Consider the following 15,150-nt stretch of genomic DNA (forward strand, 5'->3'; position numbering starts at 1 on the left):
GCCATTGAATTATTGGTCGTTCTATTCAAAACACAGCGATGCCGCCCCCAGCAGCCCCGCGTCATTGCCGAGGGTAGCGCGCTTGAGCGAAAGTCCGTTCTGATAATACGGAGTCAGCCAGAAATCCAGTTGCTTCTGAACCGCGGGCAGAATGTAGTCATAGGAAGCGGACAAGCCGCCCCCGATCAGGACTTGCTTAATGTCCAGTACCCGGATAAGTGCCACCAGACCGTCGCCCAGCATCTCTCCCACTTCTGTCCAGATTTGCAGTGCCAGTTCGTCGCCCACGGCGGCCGCAGCGACCAGACTGGTTGTTGAAATGCTGCCATCGGCGGGCAGTTGGGTAGCGCCTTCAAATTCTTCCCGGCGTTGGTTGGCCAAATCCAGCAATTCTTTTTTGCCGATGTTGCGCTCCAGCACCCGGTTGTTCCGCGAGGGAATATGTCCGGGCTCCATGGCGTTGCCATCGCCCCCGACGAATACTTTTTTATTGATGATGGCCGCTCCTCCTACGCCCGTACCGAGCGTAATGAAAATGTAGTTCTCATCGATTTTTTCGTCGGCAAAATAAAATTCGCCGAGCGCGGCCGCATTGGCGTCGTTTTCCAGAAAAAACTGAACATCCGGAAACCGTTTGTTGAGCTTTTCAACCAGCGGAACACCGTTCAATTCGGGGATGGCAGTGATTTCCAGGGGGACGGTGCGCTCCCGGTTGATCATCCCGGGTAAACCAATACCCACTTTTTTGATCTCTTTGTGTGCGTACAGTTGAAGCGCAATGGCGTCGGCAAACCGCTCGACAAAATGCCCTGATTCGCGCCAGCTGGCGGTATCATGACTGTAAAAATTGGAAATATTGCCCGTTTGTGCGTCGACAATTCCCATTTTAACATTGGTACCACCGACGTCGATACCCAAATATTGAACAGATTCCATTACTGGAGTTTTATGTTTAAAAGAATACTTTTCTGTTAAATTTTTGCTGATGAGGGCGCAAGATACGAAGGAAGCATGGAATCAGTAGCGTATTGCAATCATTCAATCGTGGTTAGTTACACTAAGGTTACACCAGCGCTGTGTTCGTTGGCCCGGCCGCTTCCCTGTTACGTTCTATTTAATATCCCCCATTTGGGGCCGGAGTAGAATTTCTTCAACCACGGCTCCGGCTGACAAATGATAGGCCGACCAAATCACCTCGGCAATATCGGCAGCCTGCATAAACCGTGTTTCGGGCAAACCGGATGCGGCCCAGCTATCCGTATACGTAGCCCCCGGCAGCAGCGTCGTGACTTTCACCCCGTATGGTTTCATCTCCTCCCGGAGTTCTTTGGCCAGCCCCAGCAGGGCAAACTTGGAAATGCAGTAGGAGCCGCCATTAGGGTAGGCCGTAATGCTGGCGGTGGACCCCATCATGAATATATGACCACTACGCTGGTTCATCATGTCGCCGATGAGGCCGCGCGTCAGGTGATAAACGCTGGCTACGTTGAGGTTCATGGTGGTTTCAAACGTTCCCTCCGGCTCGCTGTAAATCTGGCCCGGCAGGAAAATACCGACGTTGTTGACCAGCGCGCTGACCGGACGGGCCAGGCTCCGGATAAACTCGATCAGCCGATCAACCTCGGTGCGTTTTTCCAGATCAGCCGCAAATGGAAAAATGGTTGGAACGACGGCATCATCGAAGCCTTCCAGCACCTCCGCAACCGATCCCTCAATATCGTGCTTAATCTGCCGCAAATCCTGCTCGTTACGGGCGCAGACTACGGCGTCGAAACCGCCCTCCGCAAACCGTTCAACCACGGCCCGGCCAATGCCTTTTGTGCCGCCTGTTACTACTAGTAATGGATTCATAGAACCAGCCAATGGTCATTAGCCCTTTCCAATCTATACTATCTACGAAAGATTGTTCATTAATGACTATTGACTCTTTGATGTTTTTTGGCAAGATACGCACAAAACCGTTCTATCTTTACGGTAGTTTTGTTGTTATTTGTGCTTATGCATTATCTCGGACGTTATTTTATCTTCTTAGGCTCCTTATTCCGGAACCGTGAAAAATTTGGGGTTTACACCAAGCTGGTTCTGGACGAATGCATCCAAATCGGCATCAACTCCGTCTTTATCGTTTCCATTGTATCCACATTCATTGGAGCAGTAACCTGTGTTCAGACGGCTTATAACATGGTGAGTCCGTTTGTTCCGACGTACATTATATCGCTGATTGTTCGGGACATGACGGTGCTTGAACTGGCCCCTACTATTACCTGTGTAGTGCTATCGGGAAAAGTGGGGTCCAACATCGCGGGCGGTCTGGGCACGATGCGCATTACGGAGCAGATTGACGCGCTGGAAGTCATGGGCATTAACTCCAGTTCGTACCTGATTCTCCCCAAAGTGCTGGCGTCCATGATCACCTTTCCGATGCTGGTGATTCTAGCCGGTTTCTTATCCATTTACGGCGGGTACATTGCCGGTACGTTAGCCAAACTCATTACGTCAGAAGAATACATTTACGGGCTGCGTTCCGACTTCAATCCGTTTAACATCGCCTTTGCGCTCATTAAATCCGTTGTATTTGCCTTCCTGATTTCGACCATTTCGTCCTTCAAAGGCTACTATACGTCGGGGGGCGCTCTGGAAGTGGGCCAGGCATCGACGGCCGCTGTCACCAATAGCTGCATTGCGGTGCTCGCTGCGGACTTTTTATTAGCGCAGTTGTTGTTGTAAAAAGAGATGGTTACACAGAACAGAAATTTTTCCGGCACACGTTGATAGCCTCGGATGAACTCTGTGTAACAACCCAAGCATCATGATCGAAATTAAAAATATCCAAAAAACCTTCGGCGATCGCACGGTGTTGGCGGGCGTTTCCGGGACATTCAAGCCCGGCGACACCAGCCTGATCATTGGGGGCAGCGGTACCGGAAAAAGCGTTTTGCTCAAATGCATGATCGGCCTCGTCAAACCCGAGGTTGGTCAGGTGCTCTACAGCGGCCGCGATTTCCTGACCGGTGACCAGGACACGCAAAAAGCCATCCGGCGTGAAATGGGCGTTCTGTTCCAGGGTGGGGCTTTATTCGATTCCAAAACCGTGCTGGAAAACGTCCGGTTTCCGCTCGATATGCTCACCAATATGTCGTCGGCCGAGAAGCGGGAACGTGCCCAGTTTTGTCTGCAACGGGTGGGGCTGGAAGCGGCCGCCGACCGCATGCCGTCAGAAATCAGTGGCGGGATGAAAAAGCGGGTCGGTATTGCCCGGGCCATCGTGATGAACCCCAAATACCTGTTTTGCGACGAACCCAACTCCGGCCTTGACCCGCTGACCTCCATCAAAATCGACGAGCTAATCCGGGAAATCACCGACGAATTTCAGATCACGACCGTTGTCATCACCCACGACATGAACTCCATGATGGAAATCGGCGAAAAAATCATGTTTCTCTACAAAGGAAAGAAGCTTTGGGAAGGAAACAGCGCAACTCTTACGCATTCAAACGTTCCTGAACTGAATGAGTTTATTTACGCGAACAAGCTCCTGCGTGACCCCAGCTCCCGGCACTAAGACCGAGAAAAACGGGTTTTACATTCATGTATGGGGTAAGGCAGGCGCCTTTTTTGCCTTCTGGCTGGGTTTGCTGTCCGTCGGTGTTGCCCAGCAACCCTGGCCACCGGTTTTCGAGATTAAAAAGGATACGGGTGTTTATCAAATTGATACCGCCCATTTTCAGCTGCTCGAAGACCGGGCGGGCGATCTGACTTTCGACCAGGTACGGCGCCGTTCTGACTTCCATTTTGACGCCAACAGAAACCCCAACCGAAACACCCACGTCTGCTGGCTTCGGATGCGGATCAAAAACTCGCTCGACCACGACCTGAAGTTGTTTCTGTGCGAGTTCAATGCCGCTTATTTTGACCTGTACGCACAAACCACCAACGGACGCTGGCACCACCAACGGACTGGAGAGCTGATCCCGCGCAGCCAGCTACCGGTTCACAACGCCGATCAGGAACGCTACCGCTTGTTTTTCCAGCTCCGGCCCGGCGAGCAAATCACATTCTATCAACGTTCCGAAAATCCGTTCTGGTACCCAAAGCTCACGTTCCTTGCGCCCCGGCTGGAAACCGAGCAACAGCGTATTCATTCCGTCTACAAGTCAATTCGGGTCGATCGGCAATGGGAGGACTACTTTTTTGAAGGAATTACCATCGGAATTCTCTTCCTGGCGGTCTGTTATAACCTGTATATCTTTTTTTCGATCAGAGACAAAGTTTACCTCTATTTTGCCATTTGCCTGCTGTTCTTCAATCTGGACCGCAACGGATTCAACCTCCAATTAACGCTCTTTCCCGAACAGCCTTACCTCTACAAGGCATCACAGGTCTTTTTCTTCCTCGTTTTTTACACCTTTTTTATTCAGGCCATCCGAAATTTCATCCAGCCTGGGCCGGAGCTGACCCGGTTGAACAAAGCCATTACTTTTTCCCTGGTGCTGTTGGCGTTGATGAATGTGGTTCAGTTTTTTATGTTCCGCATCTCTTTCATTGCACCGGCAATCGCGATTGATTTGTTGGAAATTTTGATTCGGGTCATCTATGTTTTACTAACCATCGTCATCGTAAAAATGATCCGACGGGGTTCGCATGATGCCCGTTTTACCCTCATCGCAACGGCTCCTCTGTTTACCCTCTGGCTCTTCACGCTGATGAACCTCTTGTTGTACAGGCTGTACAAAATCAATCTGACCGACCAGTACTGGTATAATTTTGGGTACATTGAAACGTTCTGCTTTGCCTGGATGATCATCTTTTTCTCCGGTGCGCTGCTCAACCGCTATAACCTGGCCCGGAAACGGGTAGTTCAGCAGGCCATTGAGAAAGAGCAGCTCGAAAAAGAGCGCGAAATAGAGCGGAGTCGCCTGATTGCCAGCCAGAACGAACGGCTGGAACAGCAGGTAAAAGAACGGACCGCCCAGCTACAGACCTCGCTCGAAAACCTGCGGGCAACGCAGGACCAACTGGTTCAGAAGGAAAAACTGGCCTCCCTGGGTGAACTAACCGCCGGTATTGCCCACGAGATTCAAAACCCGCTGAACTTTGTCAACAACTTCTCGGAAGTAAGTACGGAATTGCTGACCGAACTTGAAGAGGAGCAGCAGAAGCCGGATCGTGATCCGGAACTGGAAAAAGAACTTCTGGGTGATCTTAAGCTGAATCTTCAGAAAATTTCGCACCACGGCAACCGGGCCAGCCACATCGTTCAGAGTATGCTGGCGCATTCCCGCAACAGCACGGGCGAACGGCAGGCCAGTAACCTGAATCAGCTCTGTGATGAGTACCTGCGGCTGGCCTACCACGGTTTGCGGGCCAAAGACAGTACATTCAATTGCGAGTTGGCGACTGATCTTGATCCGAATCCGGTGCCGGTTCACATCATTCCGCAGGAAATCGGGCGGGTGTTGCTGAATTTGTTTAACAACGCCTTTTACACCGTTCAGGAAAAACAGAAACAGACTACGGAGCCTTACCGGCCCACCGTGGCCGTAAAAACCAGATTTACCGACCGGCAGGTCGAAGTTCGCGTGATCGACAACGGTATGGGCATGACCGACGCGGTAAAAACAAAGCTCTTTCAGCCGTTTTTTACCACCAAACCCACCGGTGAAGGCACCGGGCTGGGTCTGTCGCTCAGTTACGACATCGTCACCAAAGGGCACGGCGGAACCCTAACCGTGGAAAGCCGGCCGGGGCAGGGCTCGGAGTTTATCCTCGTGCTACCCGTTGTTTGACTCCTGAACGATGTTCTTGCGGCCGCCCCGGTTCCGCACCCTTGCCAGCAGCGGCATAAACGTTTTGCGCTCCATGACCAGCATCGTTCCGATGTACAGCAGAAACAGCAGCAGGTGGTACGGGATTGAAACCCAGAGGTTGGAGATTTCAATCTGGGAGGCCATGTAAATGAGCAAACCGCCACTGAATACGTAAATCAGCGCCGAAGGAACGTCGTAGGGAACGGGGTAATGCTTTTCGCCCAGCACGTAACAGGTCACGCACATCACGACGCTAGACACGAGGTACGCAACGGCGCAGCCCATGTAGCCCATGATTGGAATGAGCAGAACGTTCAGAATAACCGTCACCCCGGCCCCCAATACCGTAATAACGGTTCCGTAGGCAGTTTTGTCGCTTAGCTTGAACCAGAAAGCAATGTTGTAATAAACGCCCAGCACCAGGTTGGCCAGCAACAAAATGGGCACCACATCCAGCCCCTGCCGGTACGTCTTCCCGATAAACAGCCCAATCCAGTCCAGATTCAGGCTGATGCCGACCCAGATAATCACGCAGATGATGATGAACCACTTGTTGACCTCGGCCAGCAAACCAGGCGCGTTTTTGTCTTCGGCGCGGGAGAAGAAGAACGGATCAGCCGCAAACTTGAACGACTGAATGGCCAGCGCCATAAAAACCGATAGCTTATAACAGTTTCCGTAAATACCGAGTACGTCCTCCGAAGTCAGACCCGGGTAAAAGCCCTCCGGCAGCAGCGGGCGCAGAAACCAGCGGTCGGTCAGCATGTTGATGCTACCGGCCAGCGCCGTCAGCATCAGTGGAAAGGAATACGTCAGCAGAACCTTTACCTGCGGTTTATCGAGTTGGAAGCGGAATCCGGCAAACGTTTTACGCAACAGCACGAAGTACAGCAAATTGGCAATCAGGTTGGCCAGAAAGATGTAGCCGGGGCCAACGGACGGGTCGTAGAACAAATCAATGGCGGGTTGCAGGAAAAGCAGGTAGTCGCCGTTGTAAATCTGCGGGCAGATGACCAGAAAGAAAACGTTCAGGGCAACGTTCAGGGCGATATTGATCAGTTTTGCCTTGACAAACTCCCGGGCTTTGTTTTCGACCCGTAGCCGGGCAAACGGAATGGCAACAATTGCGTCCGTGGCGGCAATCATGGCCACCCAGCTAATGAAATTCTCCTGCCCCGGATAATCAAGCCAGTCGGCAATCTGGGAGGACAAGAGGACAATGAGGGCCGTAGCGACGATGCTGATGGTTAGAACAATACTCAGCGTTTCGTTGAACACCTTCTGCTTGTCTTCCTTTTGCCGGGTCGCATACCGGAAAAAAGCCGTTTCCAGGCTAAGTGTGTAAACCAGGAGCAAAACCGGCACGTAGGAAAACAACTCCACGTTTGAGGCTAGTTCGCCGGTGCGGGGAAACACCCGCGTGTGCAACGGTACCATGAGCCAGTACAGCATTCGCCCCAGTATCGTGCTGATCCCGTAAAGCGCCGTATCGCTCGCTAACTTTTTAAATCCGCTCATATTATTTCGTTAGTACAAAGATAGGTTTTCCGGCATTAACCAACGGTGTTTTTCTGCCAGCAACCCGATCTGAATCAGCCGCAATCTGCCTGACAAAACCGCCTTCGTTCGAAGTAATTACAAAACATGCCGGATAGCTGAAGTAATTTTGAAAAATAATTCACCTATTTTTCAGCCCCTAAACTTTTCGGCTTCAACCAATGTTTACTATTCAATTGCGTCATTCTCGAAAAATCCCGCTGGTATCCGGCGGGATTTATTATTTCTACCGGTCCCGTTTCCCACCCGATTTTTCGCCAATAAAATGGACTTCTTGTCGTTAAAATGTAGAGCCAAGCGATAAATAATTAACTTGGCGGTAAACTCAGCATACCATTACAGTAACCCTATGAAAATCAGTACCTCCTATTCGCTGCTGGTGGCGCTGGGGCTGGCCGTCGGGCTGGCTGGATGCAACTCCGCCATGCAGATGTATAAAAAAGGCGTTCGACAGTTCGAACAGGGCGAATACAACCTGGCCATTGAAAGTTTACAGAAAGCCGCTGACGGGAAAGGTGTGGAGGATGCAGCCCGGCTGAACTACCTGCTGGCCGAATCGTACCGCCTGTCGAACCGTTTTCCGCAGGCGGCACCGTTCTACCAGAAAGCCATTGAATCCGGTACGACGGAAGCCAACGCCAAAATGCATTACGCCTACGCCCTGAAGGCGCAGGGCCGCTACCTGGAAGCGCTCGCTCAGCTCGACCAGTACGTATCTTCAAAACCGGCCAGCAAAGTAAACCTCGAAAAAGCCCGGCGCGAAGCCGAAACCCTGCGGGCTATCGAGGTAATCAGTCAGAAGAAAATTGCTTTTCAACCCAAAAACATCGGAAACCTTAACTCTCCGGGTTCGGAATATGCGCCGGTGATTCGGGGGGAGGAGTTGATTTTTACGTCGTCGCGGAAGGAAAAGGTTTACAAGAATAACGGCCTGCCCATGTCCGGTATTTACAAAATCAAGCTGGGCCAAAAACCCGACGAGACCGGCAATAACCCGGAGAAGTTTAGTTCAAACATTTTTAAGGAAGACGTCAACGAAGGCACGCCCGCCTTTTCGAAAGATGGCAAAACCATGGTGTTTGCGCGGGGGAATAACGGCAAACGCAAAGGCGGGCTGGATGTTGATCTGTACATCAGCCGCTTAACGGACAATACCTGGAGCGAGCCTACCCGACTGCCCATCAGCGACTCGACGGCCTGGGACGGCAGTCCGGCGTTCTCGGCCGACGGCAAAACGCTGTACTTTGCCTCCAACCGCGCGGGCTCCGTGGGCGGCATCGACCTCTACCGCACCAACATGGACGCATCGGGCCGGTTCAGTCGCCCCGTCAACATGGGCCGCGACATCAACACGCCCGGTGACGATATGTTCCCGTACGTGGCCGAAGACGGCAAACTGTATTTTGCCTCCGACGGGCACCCGGGGCTGGGCAAGCTTGATCTTTTCGTAGCTACCCGGTCGCAGGGCGTCATTTCCGTTGAAAACCTGGGCGTGCCAATCAATTCACCGGCGGACGATTTCGGGCTGGTTTTGATCAATAACCACAAAGGCTATTTTGCCTCAAACCGTGAAGGCGGCAAAGGCGACGACGATATTTATTACTTCGACGACTCGGAAGGCACCACCGAAAATCCGCCCATCGCGACCAACCCGCCAGCCGAAGCGCCGAAACGGGTACGGTATTTCCTTGCCGGTACGGTTTCGGAAAATGCTTCGCCCCAGGCCCCGCTGGATTCGGCCACGGTTCGGATTATCGAAGACGGGGTTGAGACGCCCATTGCCCAGACCTTGACGAGCAAGCCCGGCACGTTCGGGAAGTATCCGTTGAAAGAAGGAAAGGACTACACCATTCTGGTTGAGCGGCCGGGCTACCTGACCAAACGGGAACAGTTCACGATGCAGGGCCGGAGCATTCCGCCGATTTTTCTGAAAAAAGCCGAAACCGACACGACGTTTGAAGTACCGGTTCTGCTCGACAAAGTAACGCTGGGCAAAACGTTCGTACTGGAGAACATCTACTACGATTTGGATAAATACAACATCCGGCCCGATGCCGCCGAGGAGCTGGATAAGCTGGTTACGATTCTGAAGGACAACCCAACGCTCAAAATTGAGCTGAGTTCGCACACGGACGTTCGTGCCGCTGACGCTTATAACATACGCCTGTCGCAGAACCGGGCGAAGGCGGCCGTTGATTACATTGTATCGAAAGGAGTCGACGCCGAACGAATGATTGCGAAAGGCTACGGGGAAACGCAGCTCATCGTCAAAAACGCAAAAACCGAAGACGAACACCAGCGCAACCGCCGGACGGAATTCAAAATCCTGAGTTTTTAAATTCGAAAGGGGGTCTAAACTTTACCGCATCAAACGGGTTAAATAGGCAGCTATTTAACCCGTTTTTTTGTATGAAAAGCGATAAAACCCGACAATTTTTGGTTGTTTTCATCGTCATCTCAACCATCATTATGAACTACCTGTCGAACGCACTGCCGTTCGGTGGGCAGACGAACGCGCAGGTATCGAATAAACACTTTACCGACTTCACACCAGCCGGTTTTGCTTTTTCTATTTGGGGCGTCATCTATCTTGGCTTGCTGGGCTTCGCGGTTTATCAGGCGCTGCCTTCGCAGCGAACCAATCCGCGATTCCGTGCCATTGGTCCGTTGGTGCTTCTAAACGGTTTATTCAACAGCTTGTGGTTACCAATTTTTCAGAATGAGTGGCTTTTTGTTTCCGTTCTATTCATTGCCGGTCTTCTGTATACCCTGTATGGCATTAACCTTGGTCTTCGTCTGAACGTAGGACAAATCCCGGCGGCCGAAAAATGGCTGGCCCGCGTTCCGTTCGGACTTTATTTCGGCTGGGTTACCGTTGCCACCATTGCTAACGTGTGCGTATGGCTGCAATCCAGTGGCTGGAATGGCTGGGGAATCAGCGGTCCGGTTTGGGCTCAGATCATGATTGTCGTTGGTCTGGTCATCGGTCTTTACGTCTTCAGTAGAATCCGCAGTTTTTCTTACCTGACGGTGTTTGTCTGGGCATATTCCGCCATTGCGGCCGGTCAGCAGGGCAACGGCTCGGTATCATTCGTAGCGGTTTTTGGGGCCATCGTTGCCGCGGCCGTGCTGCTTTTCAGTTTTTTCCAACGGCCGAAGTCGCCTTCCCACCCAACCCCTACCTTCAGCTAATCCGGCAGAGGGCAAAACCCGCGTGCGTAAAACCTTGCGGGTTTTGCCCATTTTTTGCACGTTTGCGGGTTCGTTGCCGGTATTGACTAATCAACCCGAAAACCGCCAACGGCAGAACCAACATGATTATCCCGAAAAAACCGATTTCCTTCAAAAGACTCGGCCCAAACCGTGTTGACGCATGACCACCTATACGGTTTTTCTTCTGTTAGGCGCTAACCTGGGCGACCGGGTTGCCACCTTACAGCAAGCGCAGGAGCAGATTCGTGTTGACGTAGGGCCGGTTTTGCAGCAATCGTCGCTGTATGAAACCGCAGCCTGGGGCGTCACCGACCAGCCCGCTTTTTTAAATCAGGTTCTGAAGGTTTTGAGCGTTTTTCCGCCCGAAGAAATCCTGGAGAAAACGCAGGCCATCGAAAATCGTCTGGGCCGGGTCCGACGCGAGAAATGGGGCAGCCGCGTCATTGATATTGATTTGCTGTACGTCGATGATAGGGTGCAGCAGCGCGATACGCTAACCATTCCGCACCCTTTCCTGCACGAGCGACGCTTTACGCTGGTGCCGCTGGCGGAAATTGCACCGGACTTTGTTCACCCGGTATTCCAGAAAACAAATGAGCAATTGCTGGCGGAATGCCAGGATACGGGCGAGGTAAAAAAGTGGACGCCGTAGCCATCTGGCGTCCACACACTCTTTTTTTATTCGATCACTTTCGGCACCTGAAAGTATTGATCCGTCTTGTCGGGTGCGTTTTCAAGTGCCTGCTCGCGCGGAAGCTGGTGCGCAACGACGTCTTCGCGCAGAACATTCAGTTCGCTTGAAATGTGCGTCAACGGCTCGACGCCGGTGGTATCAATTTCGTTGAGCTGCTCCATCCAGGTCAGCACGTCATTCAGACTTTCGACTAAAGGCTGTTCTTCCTCGGGCCGCACGTCAAGCCGGGCCAGGTGCGCAATTTTGTGTAAGGTTTCGTGATCAACTTTCATAGGTTAGCCAATTAATTCACTACCACCCGGGCCGACTGATTCATCAGCGATTCGTCGATCACCCGGTACGTTTCTTCTTTTAACCGCTCGATATCCGCTTGAGTCAGCCCTTTCGTCTCAATGGGCGGATGAACGACCGCCCGAATCGGTTGCCAGTGCATCCGGAGCTTTTTCTTATCCGGAAAAATCTCGTGATTGTTCAGCAACGCAATCGGAACAATCGGTACCTGCTGCTGAATGGCCATCGTAAAAGCACCATCCTTGAACGGATGGAACATTTTGGGCGGGTGTTTGGCCTTGATGCCCCCTTCCGGAAAAATCATAATGCTGCGGCCACTTTTCAGCGTCCGGATGCCCTTCGACAAGGAATAGGCCCGGCTGTTGGCCTGACTCCGGTCCACCTGAATGTGCAGTTTGGCAAACATGTACCCAAAAAACGGCGCACGTTTGATCGCGCTTTTGCCGACAAAGGCGTAATAGTTCCGGATGATAACGCCCATCACGGCAATGTCGAGGTACGAAAAGTGGTTGGAGCAAAAAACGTACGTCTGCCCCGGGTCGGGCCGGAAGCGGTATTCAACCCGAACCGGCATGCCGATGACCCAGAAGAATAACCGCCCCCAGACGTAATTCATTTTATGCGCGTACGGCTTCCATTCTTCCCGTTGCAGAAAAATGAACATAAAGGGAAACAGCACGGCAAACAGCGCCAGAAACCAGAAACCGCACCAGATTGTGTATATCATAATTAATGCTTGAAATGGCGAACGCCCGTGGTCACCATAGCCATACCACGCTGGTTACAAGCATCGATGCTGTCTTTGTCGCGGATGGAACCGCCCGGCTGCACCACCGCCGTAATACCAGCTTCTCCGGCAATTTCAACGCAGTCGGAGAACGGGAAGAACGCATCGGACGCCATGACCGCGCCTTTCAAATCAAACCCAAACACCCGGGCTTTTTCGATCGCCTGCTTCAACGCATCGACCCGGCTGGTTTGGCCTACGCCACTGGCCAGCAACTGTCCGTCGTTGGCCAGCACAATGGTGTTTGATTTGGTGTGTTTACAGATTTTCAGCGCAAATTCGAGCGCTCGTTGTTCACTGTCGGAAGGAGCTTTTTCCGTTACCGTTGTAAACTGGCTAGCGGTTTCGGTCTGGTTGTCTTTATCCTGTTCCAGCACCCCGTTTAACAGCGTCTTGAACATCTTCGGGCTGAATTCTACCGGTTTGCGTTTCAGCAGGATACGGTTTTTCTTCGAACCCAGCAACGTCAGGGCTTCCTGGTCAAAATCCGGCGCAATCAGGATTTCCATGAACAGCTTGTTTAGTTCTTCCGCCGTTTCCAGGTCAACTTTCGCGTTGGTAATAATCACCCCGCCAAACGCCGACACCGGATCGCAGGCCAGCGCGTTCAGATACGCTTCTTTGGCCGTTGGAGCCGTTGCCACCCCGCACGCATTCGTGTGCTTGATGATGGCAAATGTCGTATCCGTAAATTCGTCGATCAGGCTCACACAGGCATCCACGTCAACCAAGTTGTTGTACGACAACTCCTTCCCGTTCAACTGGTCGAACAGGGCGTTCAGATCCCCGTAGAAAGTGGCCTGCTGGTGCGGGTTTTCGCCGTACCGCAGCGACTGAGCCGGAAGCTGGCGGAAATCACTGCCATTGGCAGTTGAGCCGGCAAAATAGTTGTGGATGGCCCGGTCGTAGCCCGACGACATGGCAAACGCTTCTTTCGCAAACCGGCGACGGTCTTCCAAGTCCGTAGCGCCTGCTTTTTCCGTCAGCAGGTTTACCACATCAGCGTATTGATCGCGCGAGGACACGATCAGGACATCTTCGTAGTTCTTGGCAGCGGCCCGGATGAGGGAGATACCGCCAATGTCGATTTTCTCGATAATGTCTTCGTCCGAAGCCCCCGACGCAACGGTTTCTTCAAAGGGGTACAGATCAACAATCACCAGATCAATCGGGTTGATATCGTGACGGCTGGCCTGGGCAACATCCTCGGCCAGATTCCGGCGGTAAAGGATTCCGCCGAAAACGACGGGGTGCAGGGTTTTGACGCGTCCGCCGAATATGGACGGATACCCGGTGATGTCTTCCACCGCCGTTACCGGAATGCCCAGTTGCTCGATGAACGTCTGGGTTCCTCCCGTTGAGTACAACAGAACGCCGTTTTGGTGCAGCAGCCGGACCAGCGGCTCCAGACCGTCTTTGTAATAAACCGAAATGAGTGCTGATTGAATGGTCTTCGACATAAAGAGAATTATTTCCCTGGTGCCCTCCGATGTTCTCTGTTTTATCCGCATAACCGCCTAAAAAGGTATGCCACAGAGTTGATCCGAGAACATCAGAGGTAATCAGAGTGTTAAATGCCTGCAAAGATAATTGAAAGCTTCGGAACGCAGACTTCTGAGCCAAAAGGAGTTTTAACTTTCTGAAATTCTCAGTTCTAATCGGGTATACGAACCACCGTAAACGACGGGTTTGCTACCCGCATCAAATCTGAATTGCTCTTTTAGACCGTTTTCCCTATTTTTGACCGTTTTTTAAAAGCAGACGACAACTAACTCACATACAATGAGAGAAATACAATTCCGCGAAGCCCTACGCGAAGCCATGTCGGAAGAAATGCGCCGGGATGAAAGGGTCTTCCTGATGGGCGAAGAGGTAGCCGAATACAACGGAGCGTATAAAGTTAGCCAGGGTATGCTCGATGAATTTGGTCCTCAGCGGGTCATCGATACGCCCATTGCCGAGTTGGGTTTTGCCGGTATTGGTGCCGGTGCGGCCATGAACGGCTTGCGGCCCATTATTGAGTTCATGACGTTCAACTTTTCACTGGTTGCCATCGACCAGATTATCAACGGCTCGGCCAAAATCATGTCGATGTCGGGCGGTCAATATTCCAACCCGATCGTGTTCCGCGGACCGACCGGAAACGCCGGGATGCTGTCGTCGCAACACTCACAAAACTTCGAAAACTGGTACGCCAACACCTCCGGTCTGAAAGTGGTGGTGCCGTCGAACCCGTACGACGCCAAAGGGCTGCTGAAGTCGGCCATCCGCGACGATGATCCGGTTATTTTCATGGAATCGGAGCTGATGTACGGTGATAAAGGCCAGGTTCCGGAAGAAGAATACCTGATTCCGATTGGCAAAGCCGACATCAAACGCGAAGGCAATGACGTGACGATTGTTTCCTTCGGCAAGTTCATGAAAGTGGCCCTGCAAGCCGCCGAAGAACTGGCTAAAAACGGCGTTTCGGCGGAAGTGATTGACCTGCGTTCGGTCCGGCCGATTGACTACGATACCGTCGTTAATTCGGTCAAGAAAACCAACCGCTGCGTTGTGGTGGAAGAAGCCTGGCCGCTGGCCGCTATTTCGTCCGAACTGGCGTACACCATTCAGCGCAGAGCCTTCGATTTTCTGGATGCGCCGGTCATTCGGGTCAACAGCCTGGACCTGCCGCTGCCGTACGCTCCCACGCTGATCGAGGTGATTCTGCCCAACGTAAAGCGCACGCTGGAAGCCGTTGATGCCGTGATGTACAAAAAATAAGAACATTCTTCCTGACGAAAAAGGGCCGCAACTGCGGC

At 52.3% G+C, this 15,150-nt stretch carries 13 protein-coding genes; 7 read left to right on the forward strand and 6 right to left on the reverse strand.

Annotation, left to right across the window (positions count from 1 at the left end):
• Window positions 1–21: 21 nt before the first annotated feature.
• Window positions 22–936: an ROK family protein gene (locus OQ371_RS04615; protein ID WP_265992610.1), complete on the reverse strand. Its 915-nt coding sequence runs from the start codon at window positions 934–936 to the stop codon at window positions 22–24.
• 174 nt (window positions 937–1,110) lie between these two features.
• A complete protein-coding gene (locus OQ371_RS04620) occupies window positions 1,111–1,851 on the reverse strand; it encodes an SDR family oxidoreductase (protein WP_265992611.1) in 741 nt (246 codons plus the stop codon).
• A 147-nt stretch (window positions 1,852–1,998) separates the two neighbouring features.
• Between OQ371_RS04620 and OQ371_RS04625 the strand changes: the two genes are divergently transcribed.
• From OQ371_RS04625 to OQ371_RS04635, 3 genes are all read left to right on the forward strand, one after another.
• Window positions 1,999–2,727, forward strand: a complete 729-nt coding sequence (locus OQ371_RS04625; protein WP_265992612.1) for an MlaE family ABC transporter permease — start codon at window positions 1,999–2,001, stop codon at window positions 2,725–2,727.
• 82 nt (window positions 2,728–2,809) lie between these two features.
• The gene (locus OQ371_RS04630) at window positions 2,810–3,562 is read left to right on the forward strand and encodes an ABC transporter ATP-binding protein (RefSeq protein ID WP_265992613.1); all 753 of its coding nucleotides are present in this window, start codon (window positions 2,810–2,812) and stop codon (window positions 3,560–3,562) included.
• A complete protein-coding gene (locus OQ371_RS04635; protein ID WP_265992614.1) occupies window positions 3,510–5,786 on the forward strand; it encodes a sensor histidine kinase in 2,277 nt (758 codons plus the stop codon). The genes OQ371_RS04630 and OQ371_RS04635 overlap by 53 nt, the downstream gene beginning before the upstream one ends.
• Here OQ371_RS04635 and OQ371_RS04640 read toward each other — a convergent pair.
• A complete protein-coding gene (locus OQ371_RS04640; RefSeq protein ID WP_265992615.1) occupies window positions 5,772–7,325 on the reverse strand; it encodes a polysaccharide biosynthesis C-terminal domain-containing protein in 1,554 nt (517 codons plus the stop codon). The two genes, OQ371_RS04635 and OQ371_RS04640, sit on opposite strands and share 15 nt — an antisense overlap.
• A gap of 388 nt (window positions 7,326–7,713) precedes the next feature.
• Here OQ371_RS04640 and OQ371_RS04645 point away from each other — a divergent pair, with 388 nt between their 5' ends.
• From OQ371_RS04645 to folK, 3 genes are all read left to right on the forward strand, one after another.
• Window positions 7,714–9,702: a CHU_0125 family OmpA-like outer membrane integrity protein gene (locus OQ371_RS04645; protein WP_265992616.1), complete on the forward strand. Its 1,989-nt coding sequence runs from the start codon at window positions 7,714–7,716 to the stop codon at window positions 9,700–9,702.
• Window positions 9,703–9,773: 71 nt separating this feature from the next.
• Entirely contained in the window at window positions 9,774–10,556 is a 783-nt protein-coding gene (locus OQ371_RS04650; RefSeq protein ID WP_265992617.1) for a TspO-related membrane protein, read from the forward strand.
• A 181-nt stretch (window positions 10,557–10,737) separates the two neighbouring features.
• Window positions 10,738–11,229 (forward strand): 2-amino-4-hydroxy-6-hydroxymethyldihydropteridine diphosphokinase, encoded by a 492-nt coding sequence (gene folK, locus OQ371_RS04655; RefSeq protein WP_265992618.1) that lies wholly within the window; start codon window positions 10,738–10,740, stop codon window positions 11,227–11,229.
• A gap of 26 nt (window positions 11,230–11,255) precedes the next feature.
• Here the strand turns inward: folK and gatC are convergent, their stop codons facing one another.
• Genes gatC through purH form a run of 3 tightly spaced genes read right to left on the reverse strand, consistent with a single transcriptional unit; the run spans window position 11,256 to window position 13,809 of the window.
• Window positions 11,256–11,543, reverse strand: coding sequence for an Asp-tRNA(Asn)/Glu-tRNA(Gln) amidotransferase subunit GatC (gatC, locus tag OQ371_RS04660; RefSeq protein WP_265992619.1), 288 nt, complete (start codon window positions 11,541–11,543; stop codon window positions 11,256–11,258).
• 11 nt (window positions 11,544–11,554) lie between these two features.
• Complete coding sequence (locus tag OQ371_RS04665) at window positions 11,555–12,289, reverse strand: lysophospholipid acyltransferase family protein (RefSeq protein WP_265992620.1); 735 nt, start codon at window positions 12,287–12,289, stop codon at window positions 11,555–11,557.
• Between the two features lie 2 nt (window positions 12,290–12,291).
• Window positions 12,292–13,809 (reverse strand): bifunctional phosphoribosylaminoimidazolecarboxamide formyltransferase/IMP cyclohydrolase, encoded by a 1,518-nt coding sequence (gene purH, locus OQ371_RS04670; protein ID WP_265992621.1) that lies wholly within the window; start codon window positions 13,807–13,809, stop codon window positions 12,292–12,294.
• A gap of 322 nt (window positions 13,810–14,131) precedes the next feature.
• Here purH and OQ371_RS04675 point away from each other — a divergent pair, with 322 nt between their 5' ends.
• Window positions 14,132–15,112, forward strand: a complete 981-nt coding sequence (locus OQ371_RS04675) for a pyruvate dehydrogenase complex E1 component subunit beta (RefSeq protein WP_265992622.1) — start codon at window positions 14,132–14,134, stop codon at window positions 15,110–15,112.
• Window positions 15,113–15,150: the final 38 nt, after the last annotated feature.

Source organism: Larkinella insperata, from assembly GCF_026248825.1.
In the GTDB taxonomy this organism is placed as follows: Bacteria; Bacteroidota; Bacteroidia; order Cytophagales; family Spirosomataceae; genus Larkinella; species Larkinella insperata.

What these genes read in the sequence shown, in the direction of transcription:
- OQ371_RS04675 (WP_265992622.1), top strand. Translation starts at nt 14,132, where the DNA reads ATGAGAGAAATACAATTCCGCGAAGCCCTACGCGAAGCCATGTCGGAA.
- gatC (WP_265992619.1), bottom strand. Translation starts at nt 11,543, where the DNA reads ATGAAAGTTGATCACGAAACCTTACACAAAATTGCGCACCTGGCCCGG.
- OQ371_RS04630 (WP_265992613.1), top strand. Translation starts at nt 2,810, where the DNA reads ATGATCGAAATTAAAAATATCCAAAAAACCTTCGGCGATCGCACGGTG.
- OQ371_RS04620 (WP_265992611.1), bottom strand. Translation starts at nt 1,851, where the DNA reads ATGAATCCATTACTAGTAGTAACAGGCGGCACAAAAGGCATTGGCCGG.
- folK (WP_265992618.1), top strand. Translation starts at nt 10,738, where the DNA reads ATGACCACCTATACGGTTTTTCTTCTGTTAGGCGCTAACCTGGGCGAC.
- OQ371_RS04665 (WP_265992620.1), bottom strand. Translation starts at nt 12,289, where the DNA reads ATGATATACACAATCTGGTGCGGTTTCTGGTTTCTGGCGCTGTTTGCC.
- purH (WP_265992621.1), bottom strand. Translation starts at nt 13,809, where the DNA reads ATGTCGAAGACCATTCAATCAGCACTCATTTCGGTTTATTACAAAGAC.
- OQ371_RS04640 (WP_265992615.1), bottom strand. Translation starts at nt 7,325, where the DNA reads ATGAGCGGATTTAAAAAGTTAGCGAGCGATACGGCGCTTTACGGGATC.
- OQ371_RS04645 (WP_265992616.1), top strand. Translation starts at nt 7,714, where the DNA reads ATGAAAATCAGTACCTCCTATTCGCTGCTGGTGGCGCTGGGGCTGGCC.
- OQ371_RS04615 (WP_265992610.1), bottom strand. Translation starts at nt 936, where the DNA reads ATGGAATCTGTTCAATATTTGGGTATCGACGTCGGTGGTACCAATGTT.
- OQ371_RS04635 (WP_265992614.1), top strand. Translation starts at nt 3,510, where the DNA reads ATGAGTTTATTTACGCGAACAAGCTCCTGCGTGACCCCAGCTCCCGGC.
- OQ371_RS04650 (WP_265992617.1), top strand. Translation starts at nt 9,774, where the DNA reads ATGAAAAGCGATAAAACCCGACAATTTTTGGTTGTTTTCATCGTCATC.
- OQ371_RS04625 (WP_265992612.1), top strand. Translation starts at nt 1,999, where the DNA reads ATGCATTATCTCGGACGTTATTTTATCTTCTTAGGCTCCTTATTCCGG.